Here is a 15,676-nt window from a genome sequence, read left to right on the forward strand (position 1 = left end):
ATTCGATGGGGTGGCGAATGGTGGCGTTTCCGTGTGAGCCGTGGCCGGACGGGTGATCGTAGGATTACTTTGTGTGCACGAGGCCTGGGGGCATCTGCGCTCGCGGGTATGCCGGAGGCAAGTCGTCATTCCGTTCGAAGGGTGACAAGGGCCGGACGGACGGCAGTGCGAACCGGCATGCTGATAGGGCTTGGCGCACTCGGCGACAAGTGGTCTCAGGGATGGGGGCGTTCCAGTGAGCGGCAACGGCGGAAGCGGAACGAACGCTGCGAGCGCGACGCACGCTGACAAGCGCCCGAACGAGCTGCTCACCTCCTGGTTCGCGCGCAGCGGCTGGTCCAAGGGCGAGCTCGCCCGCCAGGTCAACCGCAGGGCACGGCAGTTGGGCGCCAACCACATCTCCACGGACACCTCCCGTGTACGTCGCTGGCTCGACGGCGAGAACCCCCGCGAACCGATCCCCAGGATCCTGTCCGAGCTGTTCTCGGAGCGCTTCGGCGTCGTCGTCTCCGTCGAGGACCTGGGGCTGCGCACCGCGCGCCAGTCACCGTCCGCGACCGGCGTCGACCTGCCCTGGACGGGCCCGCAGACCGTGGCCCTGCTCAGCGAGTTCTCGCGCAGCGACCTGATGCTGGCGCGGCGCGGCTTCCTCGGGAGCTCGCTGGTCCTGGCTGCGGGCCCGACCCTCATCGAACCCATGCAGCGCTGGCTCGTCCCCTCGCCGCCGGCCCCCCGTTCCGAGCCCGACGCCGGTTCCGGGCGGGCCCGCGGCCGGCTCTCCAAGCCGGAGCTGGACCTGCTGGAGTCCACCACGGTGATGTTCCGGCAGTGGGACGCCCAGTGCGGCGGCGGCCTGCGCCGCAAGGCGGTCGTCGGGCAGCTGCACGAGGTGACGGACCTCCTCCAGGAACCCCAGCCCGAGGCCACGACCCGGCGGCTGTTCAAGGTCGCCGCCGAACTCGCCGAACTGGCCGGCTGGATGTCGTACGACATCGGGCTCCAGCCGACCGCGCAGAAGTACTTCGTCCTCGCGCTGCACGCCGCCAAGGAGGCCGGTGACCGGCCCCTCGGCTCGTACGTGCTGTCCAGCATGAGCCGCCAGATGATCCACCTCGGGCGGCCCGACGACGCGCTGGAACTGATCCACCTCGCGCAGTACGGCAGCCGGGACTGCGCGAGCCCGCGCACCCAGTCGATGCTGTATGCGATGGAGGCCCGCGCCTACGCCAACATGGGGCAGCCCGGCAAGTGCAAGCGGGCGGTCCGGATGGCCGAGGACACCTACTCCGAGGCCGACGAGTGGGACGAGCCCGACCCCGACTGGATCCGCTTCTTCTCCGAGGCCGAGCTGTACGGCGAGAACTCCCACTCCTACCGCGACCTGGCCTACGTCGCCGGGCGCAGCCCCGCCTACGCCTCACTGGCCGAGCCGCTGATGCAGCGAGCGGTGGAGCTCTTCGCCGAGGACGGTGAGCACCAGCGGTCGTACGCACTGAACCTCATCGGCATGGCCACGGTGCACCTCCTGCAGCGCGAGCCCGAGCGGAGCACGGTCTTCGCAGCCGAGGCCATGCAGGTCGCCAAGAAGGTCCGCTCCGAGCGCGTCAACACCCGCATCCGCAAGACGGTGGACACGGCCGCCCGCGACTTCGGCGACCTCGGTGAGGTCGTCGACCTCACCGAGCGGCTCGCCGCCGAACTGCCCGAGACCGCCGCCGAAGCGGTCTGATCAAGCCGCACGACCCACCCCGGAACCCCGGCCGCGGCCGGCCCTCCCGAACTGCCCGACTCGGCTCCCCCATGCCAGGTCATCGGAAGGCCGACCGCGGCCGGTCTGTGTGCCCACGGCTGCCTGGAACCGAAGGTTGCGCCACGATAACGATCGGCGCGCTCGCAATCCGGCAGTTCATCGACGCGTAACACAGCAGGCGCCTTCGTCACGGCCGCGAAACAACGAGGGGCTTCCACCGAAACCGCGCTGCGCCAATCTCGTGGCGCATAACCGGCCCACCCCTCATACCGCTCGAGGCTTCGCCCGCACGGGGCCGTACCAATGACGAGGAGACGCCGATGGCACCAGCCATCACCCTTGCCGCAGAAGCGCCCAAGCTCTCTGCCGCGAACACAGGGTTCATGCTCATCTGTTCCGCCCTGGTGATGCTCATGACGCCGGGTCTGGCCTTCTTCTACGGAGGCATGGTCCGCGTCAAGAGCACCCTGAACATGCTGATGATGAGCTTCATCAGCCTCGGGATCGTCACCATCCTGTGGGTGCTGTACGGCTTTTCCATGGCGTTCGGCACCGACTCCGGCAGCCTCATCGGCTGGAACTCCGACTGGGTCGGCCTCGGCAACATCGGCCTGACGGAGCTGTGGCCCGGCTACACGATCCCGGTGTTCGTGTTCCTGGTCTTCCAGCTGATGTTCGCGATCATCACGCCCGCCCTGATCAGCGGTGCCCTCGCGGACCGCGTCAAGTTCAGCGCCTGGGCGCTGTTCATCGCCCTGTGGGCCACCGTCGTCTACTTCCCGGTCGCGCACTGGGTGTGGGGCGCCGGCGGCTGGGCCTTCGAACTGGGCGTCATCGACTTCGCCGGTGGTACGGCGGTGCACATCAACGCCGGTGCCGCGGCGCTCGGCGTGATCCTCGTCATCGGCAAGCGCATCGGCTTCAAGCGGGACCCGATGCGCCCGCACAGCCTGCCGCTGGTCATGCTCGGCGCCGGTCTGCTGTGGTTCGGCTGGTTCGGCTTCAACGCCGGCTCCTGGCTCGGCAACGACGACGGCGTCGGCGCGCTGATGTTCGTCAACACGCAGGTCGCCACCGCCGCCGCTGTCCTGGGCTGGCTCGCCTACGAGAAGATCCGCCACGGCGCCTTCACCACTCTGGGCGCCGCCTCCGGCGCGGTCGCGGGCCTGGTGGCCATCACCCCGGCCGGCGGCTCGATCTCCCCGCTCGGCGCCATCGCCGTCGGTGTCATCGCCGGCGTGCTGTGCGCCATGGCCGTCGGGCTGAAGTACAAGTTCGGCTACGACGACTCCCTCGACGTGGTCGGCGTCCACCTGGTGGGCGGCATCCTCGGCTCCCTGCTCATCGGCTTCTTCGCGACCGGCAAGGGCCAGTCCGACGTCGCGGGCCTGTTCTACGGGGGCGGCCTGGAGCAGTTCTGGAAGCAGTGCGCCGGAGTCTTCGGTGTCCTCGCCTACTCCCTGATCGTCTCCGCGATCCTCGCCTTCATCCTCGACAAGACCATGGGCATGCGGGTCCCCGAGGACGACGAGGTCGCCGGCATCGACCAGGCCGAGCACGCCGAGACCGCATACGACTTCAGCGGCGCCGGTGGCGGTGCCGCCAAGACCGCCGCCACGGCCCCGGTCGCCGCAGCCGCGAGCAAGAAGGTGGACGCATGAAGCTCATCACCGCCGTCGTGAAGCCGCACCGGCTCGACGAGATCAAGGAGGCCCTGCAGGCCTTCGGAGTACACGGCCTGACGGTCACCGAGGCCAGCGGCTACGGTCGTCAGCGGGGCCACACCGAGGTCTACCGCGGTGCCGAGTACACCGTCGACCTGGTCCCCAAGATCCGCATCGAGGTCCTGGTCGAGGACGACGACGCCGAGCAGCTGATCGACGTGGTGGTCAAGGCGGCCCGCACCGGCAAGATCGGTGACGGCAAGGTCTGGTCCATCCCGGTCGACACGGCCGTACGGGTGAGGACCGGCGAGCGCGGTCCCGACGCGCTCTGAAGGCCCTTGAGGCAGGCGAACAGAACAGGAGCCACTGGGTGACGGGTACGGACGTGCAGAAGGAAGCAGAGGACTCGGGACCCAGCGGCTACGCGGCGGCCCGGCTGCGTCTCCTCACCGAGGAGACGCGGTCCGGGCCGCCGCGCCGTGCGGCCCTCGCCGAACTGACGGACGACTGGCTGACCGGTCTGTTCAGCGCGGGCGCGGAGGGGCTGCGGGGGGCCTCCCTGGTCGCCGTCGGCGGCTACGGGCGCGGAGAGCTGTCCCCGCGCAGCGACCTCGACCTGCTCCTGCTGCACGACGGCAGCGACGCCAAGGCGGTCGCCGCCCTGGCCGACCGGCTCTGGTACCCCGTCTGGGACCTGGGCCTGGACCTCGACCACTCCGTCCGCACACCCGCCGAGGCCCGCAGGACCGCGGGTGAGGACCTCAAGGTGCAGCTGGGCCTGCTCGACGCCAGGCACATCGCCGGCGACCTCGGGCTCACCGCGGGACTGCGCACCGCCGTCCTGGCCGACTGGCGCAACCAGGCGCCCAAACGCCTCCCCGAACTCCAGGAACTGTGCGCCGAGCGTGCCGAACGCCAGGGCGAGCTGCAGTACCTGCTGGAGCCCGACCTGAAGGAGGCCCGCGGCGGGCTGCGGGACGCCACCGCCCTTCGGGCCGTCGCCGCCTCCTGGCTGGCCGACGCCCCGCGTGAGGGCCTCGCCGACGCCCGGCGCCGACTGCTCGACGTCCGGGACGCCCTGCACCTGGCCACCGGGCGCGCGACCGACCGGCTCGCCCTCCAGGAGCAGGACCAGGTGGCCGCCGAGCTCGGCCTGCTCGACGCCGACACCCTGCTGCGGCAGGTGTACGAGGCGGCGCGGCTCGTGTCGTACGCCAGTGATGTCACCTGGCGCGAGGTGGGGCGCGTCCTGCGGTCGCGCGCCGTGCGGCCCCGGCTGCGCGCCATGCTGGGCGGCGGGAAGCCGACCGCCGAGCGGTCCCCGCTGGCCGAGGGCGTCGTCGAGCAGGACGGCGAGGTGGTGCTCGCCCGGGCCGCGCGCCCCGAGCGCGACCCGGTGCTGCCCCTGCGCGCCGCGGCCGCCGCCGCACAGGCCGGACTCCCGCTCTCGCTGCACGCCGTACGGCGCCTGGCGGCCACCGTGCGCCCGCTGCCCGCGCCCTGGCCCGCCGAGGGCCGCGAACAGCTCGTCACCCTGCTCGGCTCCGGCCGCCCCACCATCGAGGTGTGGGAGGCGCTGGAGGCGGAAGGGCTGATCACTCAGCTGCTGCCCGACTGGGAGCGGGTCCGCTGCCGCCCGCAGCGCAACGCCGTGCACCTGTGGACCGTCGACCGGCACCTGATCGAGACGGCGGTGCGCGCCTCCGAGTTCACCCGCCGGGTCAGCCGCCCCGACCTGCTGCTGGTCGCCGCGCTGCTGCACGACATCGGCAAGGGCTGGCCCGGCGACCACTCGGTCGCCGGCGAGATCATCGCCAAGGACGTCGCCGCCCGCATCGGCTTCGACCGCCACGACGTGACCGTCATCGCCACCCTCGTACGGCACCACCTCACGCTCATCGACACCGCCACCCGGCGCGACCTGGAGGACCCGGCCACCGTGCGCGCGGTCGCCGAGGCCGTCGGCTCCCAGGGCACCCTGGAGCTGCTGCACGCGCTCACCGAGGCCGACGCCCTGGCCACCGGCCCGGCCGCCTGGTCGTCCTGGCGCGGTTCCCTCGTCGCCGACCTGGTCAAAAGGGTCTCGGCGGTGTTCGCCGGAGACGCCCCGGACGACCCCGAGGAGGCCGCGCCGACCGCCGAGCAGGAGCGTCTCGCCCTGGAGGCGGCCGCGACGGGCAGCCCGGTGCTCGCCCTGCGGGCGCAGACCGAGCCACCCGCCGGGCAGGAACCGTCCGGCGACCCCGAGCCGCTCGGTGTGGAGCTGCTCATCGCCGTTCCCGACCAGCCCGGAGTGCTGCCCGCGGTGGCCGGTGTCCTCGCCATGCACCGGCTGACCGTACGGACCGCGGAACTGCGCTCCCTGCACCTCCCGGACGGTGTCGAGGGCTCCGTCCTCCTGCTGGACTGGCGGGTCGCCGCCGAGTACGGCTCCCTGCCGCAGGCCGCCCGGCTGCGCGCGGACCTCGTCCGTGCCCTGGACGGCTCCCTGGACATCGCCGGCCGCCTCGGGGAACGGGACGCGGCCTATCCGCGCCGCCGGGGCGTGATCGCGCCGCCGGCCCGGGTATCGGTCCACCCGGCCGCCTCCCGGCTGGCCACGGTCATCGAGGTCCGCTCCCAGGATGCCCCGGGCCTGCTGTTCCGCATCGGCCGCGCCCTGGAGGACGCGAGCGTGCGGGTACGCAGCGCGCACGTCTCCACCCTCGGCGCCAACGCCGTCGACGCCTTCTACGTGACCGGCCCGGAAGGCGCGCCCCTGCCCGGGGAGGAGGCGGCGTCCGTGGCGCGGAAGCTGGAGGAGACACTGCGGGGGTGAGGCCGACCCGGCGACTTGTCACGCCGGGATACCCTGGAGGGCGATTCCCTGTAGCCACCGACCCCGAGGACCGCGAGCGCCGTGTTCGATACTCTTTCCGATCGCCTCTCAGCGACCTTCAAGAACCTGCGCGGCAAGGGACGGCTCTCCGAGGCGGACATCGACGCCACGGCGCGCGAGATCCGGATCGCGCTCCTCGAGGCGGACGTGGCGCTTCCCGTCGTCCGGACGTTCATCAAGAACGTCAAGGAGCGCGCCCTCGGCGCCGAGGTCAGCAAGGCGCTGAACCCCGCACAGCAGGTCCTCAAGATCGTCAACGACGAACTCGTCACCATCCTCGGCGGCGAGACCCGGCGCCTGCGCTTCGCCAAGCAGCCGCCCACCGTGATCATGCTGGCGGGTCTGCAGGGTGCCGGTAAGACGACCCTCGCGGGCAAGCTCGGCCGCTGGCTCAAGGAGCAGGGCCACTCGCCGCTGCTGGTCGCCTGTGACCTCCAGCGCCCCAACGCCGTCAACCAGCTCAGCGTCGTCGCCGAGCGCGCCGGTGTCGCGGTCTACGCCCCCGAGCCGGGCAACGGCGTCGGTGACCCGGTCAAGGTCGCCAAGGACTCCATCGAGCACGCCAAGTCGAAGGTCCACGACATCGTGATCGTGGACACCGCCGGCCGCCTCGGCATCGACCAGGAGATGATGCAGCAGGCCGCGGACATCCGCGACGCCGTCTCCCCGGACGAGATCCTGTTCGTCGTCGACGCGATGATCGGCCAGGACGCCGTCAACACCGCCGAGTCCTTCCGCGACGGTGTCGGCTTCGACGGCGTGGTGCTCTCCAAGCTCGACGGTGACGCGCGCGGTGGTGCCGCCCTGTCGATCCGGCAGATCACCGGCAAGCCGATCATGTTCGCCTCGAACGGCGAGAAGCTCGACGACTTCGACGCGTTCCACCCTGACCGGATGGCCTCCCGCATCCTCGACATGGGTGACCTGCTCACCCTGATCGAGCAGGCGGAGAAGACGTTCAGCCAGGAAGAGGCCGAGAAGATGGCCTCCAAGCTGGCGTCCAAGAAGGGCCAGGACTTCACCCTGGACGACTTCCTGGCCCAGATGGAGCAGGTCCGCAAGATGGGCTCCCTCTCCAAGCTGCTCGGCATGCTGCCGGGCATGGGCCAGATGAAGGACCAGATCAACAACCTGGACGAGCGGGACGTCGACCGCACGGCCGCCATCATCAAGTCGATGACCCCGGCCGAGCGCCAGGAGCCGACGATCATCAACGGCTCGCGCCGCGCCCGTATCGCCAAGGGCTCCGGCGTCGAGGTCAGCGCGGTCAAGAACCTGGTCGAGCGGTTCTTCGAGGCCCGCAAGATGATGTCCCGCATGGCCCAGGGCGGCGGCATGCCCGGGATGCCGGGGATGCCCGGCATGGGCGGCGGCCCCGGCCGGACGAAGAAGAAGCAGAAGCAGGCCAAGGGCAAGCAGCGCTCCGGCAACCCGATGAAGCGCAAGCAGCAGGAGCAGGAGGAGGCCGCCCGCCGGGCCGCCGCGGCCGAGGGCGGCAACGCCTTCGGACTGCCGCAGCAGGGCGGCAAGGACTTCGAACTCCCCGACGAGTTCAAGAAGTTCATGGGCTGACGACCCGCCCGGAACCGCGGTGAGGGGCGCCCTCCTTCCTCAAGGAGGGCGCCCTTCACCTTCACTGCCTCCGCATCGGTGTCCGCCTCGCCCTTCCGCGCCGGGCCTCCGGTGCGTTCCCCGCGCCCTTCACACCCGCATCGGAAGCTTGTCCGTCAGGCGTCCGGGCGTCAGGGCGTCCGGGCGATCAGATACCGGAACACGTTCGGCATCCACACCGTCCCGTCCTGGCGCTGGTGCGGATGCAGGGCCTCGACCAGTTCCTTGTCCACCTGCACCTGGTCCGTCGCCGTCATCGCCGGGTCGAACAGCCCCGTCGACTTCAGGCCGCGTACCGCGCTGTCCACATCGGCGTAGCCGAAGGGGCATGCCACCCGCCCCGACCCGTCCGGCTCGAGCCCGGCCCGCTGGGCGACGTCCTCCAGGTCGTCCCGGCAGGCGGGACGCCAGCTGCCCGAGGTGCGCAACGGCTCCGCCAGCTTCGTGGCCACCCGCATCACGGACGCCGTCGCGCAGCGCTCCGGCGGGCCCCAGCCGGCCAGCACCACGGCCGCACCGCGCTGGGCGAGCGGCGTGGCCTCCGCGAGCAGTCCGCCCAGGCCCTCCGAGTCGCCCGCGAGGCACCCGATCGGCTCGAAGGCGGTCACCAGGGTGTACCCGGGAGCGCCCGGCTCCGCGGTGTCCCGGGGCGAGCCGTCGACCAGCCGGGTGTGCGGCCACGGACGTGCGCCCGGCGCTTCGGGGAGCAGCCGCTCCCGCGCCAGGGCCATTCTTTCGGGAGATGCGTCGACACCGGTGACCGTCGCTCCCCGGGCGGCGGCCATCAGCAGGGAGAGTCCGGAACCGCAGCCGAGGCCGAGCAGCCGCGTGGCGGGACCCACTTCCAGTCGCTCGTAGACGGCCTCGTAGAGCGGTACGAGCATCCGCTCCTGGATCTCGGACCAGTCACGCGCGCGTGCACGCACATCGACGCGGGGTGCGGTCCCCGCGTGAGGCAGGTGCTGCCGCACGAGCGTAGGTGTCATAAGTAAGCGCCCCAATCCGCCGAGAGTTGCCTCTTGCCCGATTCCATGGCCCCCGTGACAGTGCGCTCGCACTACCCCCGTATGCCAGGAAACTCCCCCCTCGACCTGTCGTCCAGTGGGATGCGGCCCGGTTCGTGAGTTGTCATGTGCCTATGGCGAGATTTCACATTCCGGCAACCTGGGCCCGCCGATCGCGCGGTGACCCTACGGTCTCCGGCCGCCAGGGGCGCGTCGGTGCCGGGCGCCGGCGACGCAACGGGTAACGTCGCGGTCGTCGCACGCGCTTGCCGAGTGGTGCCCGCGCCGACCGAACGGGGCGCGAGGTGACCGAAACGCCTCTTGCGCATCGGCGGAACCCCGGCGCACCGGCGCGCGGACGCGCTCTACGCGCCGGCGCGTACGCGGAACTACGCACCACCTTGTGGTGAGCTGTGAGGCTTATCCACAGATCAGCGCACCCGCCCTCGTCGGGACGCATCAGAGGCAACTGACGGGTACGTGCAAATTATTTGGGATGGCCCGGAATCGGAACACTGGGGCACCCCGGCTCGTTGTCATTACGTGAGCACGACACAGACACCACCTGTACTCGCCGCAGAGCTGGCACAGGCGTGGGCCGACATTCAGCGGTACCACCCCGAGCTGCCCGACCTTGCCGCGCCAGAGTCCCTGATCGGGGAGTCGTCGTCCGCGTGCGGTCACGAGCTCTCCTTCGAGCGACTGCTCCATGAGGCAGTCCATGGCATCGCCGCCGCGCGCGGCGTCCGCGACACCTCCCGTGCCGGCCGCTACCACAACCGCAGATTCCTCGCGATCGCCGAGGAGCTGGGCCTGGACCACCCCGAGGAACCGCATCCCAGCAGCGGTTTCTCCCTGGTCACGCTCACCCCCGAGGCGAAGCGCCGCTACCGCCCGACCATGGAACGCCTCCAGCGCGCCCTGAAGGCCCACACCGCCGCGACCTCCTCCGACACCTCCCGCACCTTCCGGGGCCCGGCCGCCCGCCACGGCTCCTCCGGCGGCGGCGTCCGGGTCAAGGCGGTCTGCGACTGCGGCCGCAACGTCCGGGTCGTACCGTCCGTCCTCGCCCAGGCCCCCATCGTCTGTGGCGGCTGCGGCAAGCCGTTCCGGATCCCGGACGTCGTGGGAGCGGTAGCGAGCTGACGCCCTCCGCCGGCATCTCGTGGGTGCCGGTCAGTGGCGCAGGGCTCGGGCCGTGACGCGCACCCGACGGGCTTCACCTCCACGCCGGGTGCGCTTTCGGCATGCCCGCGCAGCGGGTGATGCCCCCGGCCCGGAGGGGCCCCAGGGTGTGGCACAATGGCTAGCTGTACTCGACAGCCGCACAGGAACCCTCTCGCCTCCGGCTGACGCGTCCATCGGGCACTCGGGTACCGCAACCCCACGCGGCTTTCTCGCCGTGCCCAACCACGTCAAAACCAGGAGAACCCACTCCCGTGGCAGTCAAGATCAAGCTGAAGCGTCTGGGCAAGATCCGTTCGCCTCACTACCGCATCGTCGTCGCCGACTCCCGTACCCGCCGTGACGGCCGGGCCATCGAGGAGATCGGCAAGTACCACCCGACGTACAACCCGTCGGTGATCGAGGTCGACGCCGAGCGCGTGGCGTACTGGCTCGGTGTCGGCGCTCAGCCGACCGAGCCCGTGATGGCCATCCTCAAGAAGACCGGCGACTGGCAGAAGTTCAAGGGCGAGCCCGCCCCGGCTCCGCTGCTGACGCAGCCCGAGAAGGCCGCGCGTCCGTCGTTCGAGGCCATCGGTGGCGACGACGAGGGCAAGGGTGAGGCGATCACCCAGAAGAAGAAGGCTGAGAAGAAGGACGAGGCCGCCGCTGAGTCCGCTTCGACCGAGGCCTGAGCATGCTCGAGGAGGCTCTCGAGCACCTCGTGAAGGGCATCGTCGACAACCCTGACGATGTGCAGGTCGCCTCGCGCAACCTGCGCCGCGGTCGCGTGCTCGAGGTCCGGGTCCACCCGGACGACCTCGGCAAGGTGATCGGCCGCAACGGCCGCACCGCACGCGCCCTGCGCACCGTCGTGGGCGCCATCGGCGGTCGCGGAGTCCGCGTCGACCTCGTCGACGTGGACCACGTCCGCTGACGCTTATCGCAACCGGCTCGGGCCGGGGAGGGCCTGAGGGCCGTCCCCGGCCCGTCGCTGTATGACAGGAGACTTGGACACGTGCAGCTGGTAGTCGCACGGATCGGCCGTGCCCATGGCATCAAGGGTGAGGTCACCGTCGAGGTACGGACCGACGAGCCTGAGCTGAGGCTCGCCCCCGGTGCCGTGCTCGCCACCGATCCCGCCACCACGGGACCGCTCACCATCGAGACGGGCCGCGTCCACAGCGGCCGCCTCCTGCTGCGCTTCGAAGGCGTCAGCGACCGCAGCGGCGCGGAGGCCCTGCGCAACACCCTCCTGATCGCCGAGGTCGATCCGGAGGAACGTCCCGAGGACGAGGACGAGTACTACGACCACCAGCTCATCGACCTCGACGTGGTCACCGCGGACGGCACCGAGGTCGGCCGGATCACGGAGATCTCCCACCTGCCCTCGCAGGACCTGTTCATCGTGGAGCGCCCCGACGGCAGCGAGGTGCTGATCCCCTTCGTCGAGGAGATCGTCACCGAGATCGACCTGGAGGAGCAGAGGGCCGTCATCACCCCGCCGCCCGGTCTGATCGACGACCGCGCCGAGATCGCCTCCAGCCGGGAAGAGCCGTAAATGCGCCTCGACGTCGTCACGATCTTCCCCGAGTACCTGGAACCGCTGAACGTCTCCCTCGTCGGCAAGGCGCGTGCGCGGGGACAGCTCGGCGTGCACGTCCACGACCTGCGCTCCTGGACCTACGACCGCCACAACACCGTCGACGACACCCCGTACGGCGGCGGTCCCGGCATGGTCATGAAGACCGAGCCGTGGGGGGACGCGCTGGACTCCGTCCTGGCCGACGGCTACGAGACGGGCTCCCGGGCGCCCGCCCTCATCGTGCCCACACCCAGCGGCAGCCCCTTCACCCAGGAACTCGCCGTCCAGCTCTCCGAGCGCCCGTGGCTGATCTTCACGCCGGGCCGCTACGAGGGCATCGACCGCCGCGTCATCGACGAGTACGCGACCCGGATGCCGGTCTACGAGGTGTCCATCGGCGATTACGTCCTGGCCGGTGGCGAGGCGGCCGTCCTCGTCGTCACCGAGGCCGTGGCGCGGCTGCTGCCCGGCGTCCTGGGCAACGCCGAGTCCCACCGGGACGACTCCTTCGCGCCCGGCGCGATGGCCAACCTCCTGGAGGGGCCCGTCTACACCAAGCCCCCCGAGTGGCGCGGCCGGGACATCCCCGACGTGCTGCTCAGCGGCCACCACGGCAGGATCGCCCGCTGGCGCCGCGACGAGGCGCTCAAGCGCACCACGGCCCACCGGCCCGACCTCATCGAGCGCTGCGACCCCAAGGCCTTCGACAAGAAGGACCGCGAGATGCTCTCCATCCTGGGGTGGGCGCCGGACCCTGCGGGGGAGCCGTACGGCCGATTTTGGCGCAGGACCGAGGGCGTGGAAGAATAGCCAGCTGTTGTGCGTCCGTCCGGCGTGCGCCCCTGCCACAGGGGGAGACGACGTCCGCCCCGACCCGCGCGACCCACCTTCCGCAAGACCTAGTTTCCGTTGATGACCTGTGGCATCAGCGAGGAAAGCAGACGAAATGTCTCACCTGCTCGACACCGTCGACTCCGCGTCGCTGCGCAGCGACGTCCCCGCCTTCCGCCCGGGCGACACGGTCAACGTGCACGTCCGGGTCATCGAGGGCAACCGCTCCCGTGTGCAGCAGTTCAAGGGCGTCGTGATCCGCCGCCAGGGCTCCGGCGTGCGCGAGACCTTCACGGTCCGCAAGGTCTCCTTCTCCGTCGGCGTCGAGCGCACCTTCCCGGTGCACACCCCGATCGTGGAGAAGATCGAGCTCGTCACCAAGGGTGACGTCCGCCGCGCCAAGCTGTACTACCTGCGCGAGCTGCGCGGCAAGGCCGCGAAGATCAAGGAGAAGCGCGAGAGCTGAGCGCTCTCCGGGGTTCGCGTCGGGGCCGGATAGCATCTGGCTCCGATGGACACCGAAGCACAGCCGACGGAGCGCGACCGCTCCTCCCGCCCTTCCGGTTCCGAGGCGACGACCTCGCAAGCCGCAGGGCCGGAGGACCGGTCGCGTTTCACGTTGGTGGCGCGGGTCAGCTCCTGGGTCCCGGGCGGCCGGCTCACTCTCACCCTGCTGCTCTGCCTGCTGTTCTCGCTGCTGCTCAGCACGTTCGTGGTGCGCCCGTTCCAGATCCCCAGCGGATCCATGGAGCAGGGTTTGAGGATCGGGGACCGGGTTCTCGTAAATAGGTTGGCGTACCGTTTCGAAGCTGCGCCGCAGCGGGGAGACATCGTCGTGTTCGACGGGACCGGGTACTTCGGGCACGCGGACTACATCAAACGCGTTGTCGGCGTGGGGGGAGACCACGTGGTCTGCTGCGACAGCGAGGGGAGGATCCAGGTGAACGGCCGGCCGGTCGACGAGTCGGGCTTCCTGTATCCCGGCGACAGCCCGTCCGCGGTGCCCTTCGACGTCGTCGTGCCCGACGGCACCCTGTTCGTCCTCGGCGACCACCGCGGCGAATCCAGCGACTCCCGCGACCACCTCGGCTCCCCCGGCGGCGGCATGATCCCCGTCGGCGAGGTGATCGGACGCGCCGACTGGATCGTCTGGCCCTTCGGCCACGCCGGCCGGCTGCACCGCCCCGACGCCTACACGCGCGTGCCCGCGGCCGCGAGGGCGGGCGCCCATGGGTAACCGAGGCAAACCGCGCGGCGTCCCCGCGAGCCCTGCGGAGAACCTGCTGCCCACCGGCGCTCGACGCACCGCCCCGTCCGGCAGCGGTCGTACGCGGGCCGAACGCCGCAAGCTCCAGCGCAAGGTCAAGCGGCGGCGCCGACGCGGTGCCGTCAAGGAGATACCGCTCCTCGTGGGCGTCGCCCTCCTGATTGCGCTCGTGCTGAAGACGTTCCTCGTCCAGGCCTTCGTCATCCCGTCCGGCTCCATGGAGCAGACGATCCAGATCGGCGACCGCGTCCTGGTCGACAAGCTCACCCCGTGGTTCGGCTCGAAGCCGCAGCGCGGGGACGTCGTCGTGTTCAAGGACCCGGGAGGCTGGCTCCAGGACGAGCAGCCGATCACGCAGAAGACCGACCCCATCGTCGTCAAGCAGGTCAAGGAAGGGCTCACCTTCATCGGCCTGCTGCCTTCCGAGAACGAGAAGGACCTCATCAAGCGGGTCGTCGGCGTCGGCGGCGACCGGGTCAAGTGCTGTGACACGCAGGGGCGCGTGACCGTCAACGGCATCCCGCTGATCGAGGACTACCTGTATCCCGGCGCCGCCCCGTCCGACACGCCGTTCGACATCACCGTCCCTCAGGGGCGGTTGTGGGTCATGGGCGACCACCGGAACAACTCCGCGGACTCCCGCGCCCACCAGGACACCGACTACGGGGGCACGGTCTCCGAGGACGAGGTCGTGGGCCGCGCCATGGTGATCGCCTGGCCCTTCGGCCACTGGAACATGCTGGAGGAACCCAAGACGTACGCCTCCGTGTCCGACTCGGCCACCGGGTCGACCGCTGCCCCCGAACCGTCGCATAGGGTTGCCCCCTACGATGCGAACGGAACGATCCAGCTCCCGACCCCTGCGGAACTCCCGCTCGTTATGGGAGTGGTGGGCCTGCGCCGTCTAGGGGGCAGGCAGCGGCACAGAGTGAGGAGTTGGCGTGGGGGATGTGGCGGTTGGCGCACGGTCCGGACACGACGGCGAGGAGCATCGCGGACGCCCCGCGCAATCCGCCGTCCCGGCCGCGGACAGCGCCGTGACCTCCGGGAATGACTCCGGGGCAGCCGAGGACGACAGGGTGACGGACGAGCACACGACAGCCGGGGACCAGGAGCCGGGCGGCACGGCCCGGACACCGAAGAAGCCGCGCTCCTTTTGGAAGGAGCTGCCCATCCTGATCGGTATCGCGCTGGTCCTGGCGCTGCTGATCAAGACCTTCCTGGTGCAGGCCTTCTCCATCCCCTCCGACTCGATGCAGAACACCCTCCAGCAGGGTGACCGGGTCCTGGTCGACAAGCTCACCCCCTGGTTCGGGTCCGAGCCCGAGCGCGGCGAGGTCGTCGTCTTCCACGACCCGGACAAGTGGCTGGCGGGCGAGCCGACCGCGGACCCGAACGCCCTGCAGACCTTCCTCAGCTGGATCGGCCTCATGCCGTCCGCCGAGGAGAAGGACCTCATCAAGCGCGTCATCGGCGTCGGCGGCGACACGATCCAGTGCGAGGGCACCGGCCCGCTCACGGTCAACGGCAAGGCGCTGGACGAGCGGTCGTACGTCTACGCCGGCAACACGCCGTGCAGCCAGGACGACCAGGGCGGCCAGTTCAAGGTGAAGGTCCCCGAGGGCTTCATCTGGGTCATGGGCGACCACCGGCAGAACTCGCGGGACTCCCGCTACAACCAGGCCGACAAGAACCACGGCATGGTCCCGGTGAAGGACGTCGTCGGGCGCGCCGTCGTCATCGCCTGGCCGATCAACCGCTGGGACACCCTGACGGTCCCGGACACCTTCGACCAGGCCGGTCTCAACGCCCGGCCGGCCGTCGGCGGCCTTCCGGTCGCGCCGCAGGGAATCGCGCTCCTCGGTGTGGTGCCGGTCGTGCTCTGGCGTCGCCGGAAGCTGTGATCCCGGCCATGGGCTGAC

15 protein-coding genes are annotated in these 15,676 nt (G+C 70.7%); 14 read left to right on the top strand and 1 reads right to left on the bottom strand.

The features are described from left to right. The first annotated feature begins 235 nt into the window (after positions 1–235). The 5 genes from nsdA to ffh all read left to right on the top strand — a co-directional run bounded on the left by nsdA (position 236) and on the right by ffh (position 7,864). Positions 236–1,729 (top strand): transcriptional repressor NsdA, encoded by a 1,494-nt coding sequence (nsdA, locus tag QNO09_RS12680; protein WP_283970232.1) that lies wholly within the window; start codon positions 236–238, stop codon positions 1,727–1,729. 341 nt (positions 1,730–2,070) lie between these two features. Then, positions 2,071–3,411 (top strand): ammonium transporter, encoded by a 1,341-nt coding sequence (locus QNO09_RS12685; RefSeq protein WP_283970233.1) that lies wholly within the window; start codon positions 2,071–2,073, stop codon positions 3,409–3,411. Beyond that, positions 3,408–3,746 (top strand): P-II family nitrogen regulator, encoded by a 339-nt coding sequence (locus QNO09_RS12690; protein ID WP_003993253.1) that lies wholly within the window; start codon positions 3,408–3,410, stop codon positions 3,744–3,746. Before QNO09_RS12685 ends, QNO09_RS12690 begins: the two co-directional genes overlap by 4 nt. A 38-nt stretch (positions 3,747–3,784) precedes the next feature. Beyond that, on the top strand, positions 3,785–6,232 hold the full coding sequence (locus QNO09_RS12695) for a [protein-PII] uridylyltransferase (RefSeq protein ID WP_283970234.1): 2,448 nt from the start codon (positions 3,785–3,787) through the stop codon (positions 6,230–6,232). An 81-nt stretch (positions 6,233–6,313) separates the two neighbouring features. After that, a complete protein-coding gene (gene ffh, locus QNO09_RS12700) occupies positions 6,314–7,864 on the top strand; it encodes a signal recognition particle protein (RefSeq protein WP_283970235.1) in 1,551 nt (516 codons plus the stop codon). Between the two features lie 170 nt (positions 7,865–8,034). Here the strand turns inward: ffh and QNO09_RS12705 are convergent, their stop codons facing one another. Continuing rightward, a complete protein-coding gene (locus QNO09_RS12705; protein WP_283970236.1) occupies positions 8,035–8,889 on the bottom strand; it encodes a methyltransferase domain-containing protein in 855 nt (284 codons plus the stop codon). A 561-nt stretch (positions 8,890–9,450) separates the two neighbouring features. Between QNO09_RS12705 and QNO09_RS12710 the strand changes: the two genes are divergently transcribed. The 9 genes from QNO09_RS12710 to lepB (QNO09_RS12750) all read left to right on the top strand — a co-directional run bounded on the left by QNO09_RS12710 (position 9,451) and on the right by lepB (QNO09_RS12750) (position 15,658). Further along, positions 9,451–10,053 carry a hypothetical protein gene (locus QNO09_RS12710; RefSeq protein WP_283970237.1) on the top strand — a complete coding sequence of 201 codons (603 nt, stop codon included), beginning with the start codon at positions 9,451–9,453 and terminating at the stop codon, positions 10,051–10,053. Between the two features lie 293 nt (positions 10,054–10,346). Beyond that, a complete protein-coding gene (rpsP, locus tag QNO09_RS12715; RefSeq protein ID WP_010044494.1) occupies positions 10,347–10,766 on the top strand; it encodes a 30S ribosomal protein S16 in 420 nt (139 codons plus the stop codon). A gap of 2 nt (positions 10,767–10,768) precedes the next feature. Further along, the gene (locus QNO09_RS12720) at positions 10,769–11,008 is read left to right on the top strand and encodes an RNA-binding protein (protein ID WP_003973401.1); all 240 of its coding nucleotides are present in this window, start codon (positions 10,769–10,771) and stop codon (positions 11,006–11,008) included. A gap of 81 nt (positions 11,009–11,089) precedes the next feature. After that, complete coding sequence (rimM, locus tag QNO09_RS12725; protein WP_283970238.1) at positions 11,090–11,632, top strand: ribosome maturation factor RimM; 543 nt, start codon at positions 11,090–11,092, stop codon at positions 11,630–11,632. Then, a complete protein-coding gene (gene trmD / locus QNO09_RS12730) occupies positions 11,633–12,466 on the top strand; it encodes a tRNA (guanosine(37)-N1)-methyltransferase TrmD (RefSeq protein WP_283970239.1) in 834 nt (277 codons plus the stop codon). It abuts the gene before it with no gap. A gap of 136 nt (positions 12,467–12,602) precedes the next feature. Then, positions 12,603–12,953, top strand: coding sequence for a 50S ribosomal protein L19 (gene rplS / locus QNO09_RS12735; protein WP_003993262.1), 351 nt, complete (start codon positions 12,603–12,605; stop codon positions 12,951–12,953). A gap of 45 nt (positions 12,954–12,998) precedes the next feature. Continuing rightward, positions 12,999–13,724 carry a signal peptidase I gene (lepB, locus tag QNO09_RS12740; protein ID WP_283970240.1) on the top strand — a complete coding sequence of 242 codons (726 nt, stop codon included), beginning with the start codon at positions 12,999–13,001 and terminating at the stop codon, positions 13,722–13,724. Beyond that, complete coding sequence (lepB, locus tag QNO09_RS12745; protein WP_283970241.1) at positions 13,717–14,808, top strand: signal peptidase I; 1,092 nt, start codon at positions 13,717–13,719, stop codon at positions 14,806–14,808. Before lepB (QNO09_RS12740) ends, lepB (QNO09_RS12745) begins: the two co-directional genes overlap by 8 nt. Further along, the gene (gene lepB / locus QNO09_RS12750; RefSeq protein ID WP_283970242.1) at positions 14,696–15,658 is read left to right on the top strand and encodes a signal peptidase I; all 963 of its coding nucleotides are present in this window, start codon (positions 14,696–14,698) and stop codon (positions 15,656–15,658) included. The genes lepB (QNO09_RS12745) and lepB (QNO09_RS12750) overlap by 113 nt, the downstream gene beginning before the upstream one ends. Positions 15,659–15,676 lie beyond the last annotated feature (18 nt).

The sequence above is a fragment of the Streptomyces sp. 378 genome (assembly GCF_030124145.1).
In the GTDB taxonomy this organism is placed as follows: domain Bacteria; phylum Actinomycetota; class Actinomycetes; order Streptomycetales; family Streptomycetaceae; genus Streptomyces.

Excerpts from the sequence above, each read along its gene's own strand:
- QNO09_RS12685 (WP_283970233.1), top strand. The coding sequence starts at position 2,071 with ATGGCACCAGCCATCACCCTTGCCGCAGAAGCGCCCAAGCTCTCTGCC.
- QNO09_RS12690 (WP_003993253.1), top strand. The coding sequence starts at position 3,408 with ATGAAGCTCATCACCGCCGTCGTGAAGCCGCACCGGCTCGACGAGATC.
- QNO09_RS12705 (WP_283970236.1), bottom strand. The coding sequence starts at position 8,889 with ATGACACCTACGCTCGTGCGGCAGCACCTGCCTCACGCGGGGACCGCA.
- QNO09_RS12720 (WP_003973401.1), top strand. The coding sequence starts at position 10,769 with ATGCTCGAGGAGGCTCTCGAGCACCTCGTGAAGGGCATCGTCGACAAC.
- trmD (WP_283970239.1), top strand. The coding sequence starts at position 11,633 with ATGCGCCTCGACGTCGTCACGATCTTCCCCGAGTACCTGGAACCGCTG.
- rplS (WP_003993262.1), top strand. The coding sequence starts at position 12,603 with ATGTCTCACCTGCTCGACACCGTCGACTCCGCGTCGCTGCGCAGCGAC.
- lepB (WP_283970240.1), top strand. The coding sequence starts at position 12,999 with ATGGACACCGAAGCACAGCCGACGGAGCGCGACCGCTCCTCCCGCCCT.
- lepB (WP_283970241.1), top strand. The coding sequence starts at position 13,717 with ATGGGTAACCGAGGCAAACCGCGCGGCGTCCCCGCGAGCCCTGCGGAG.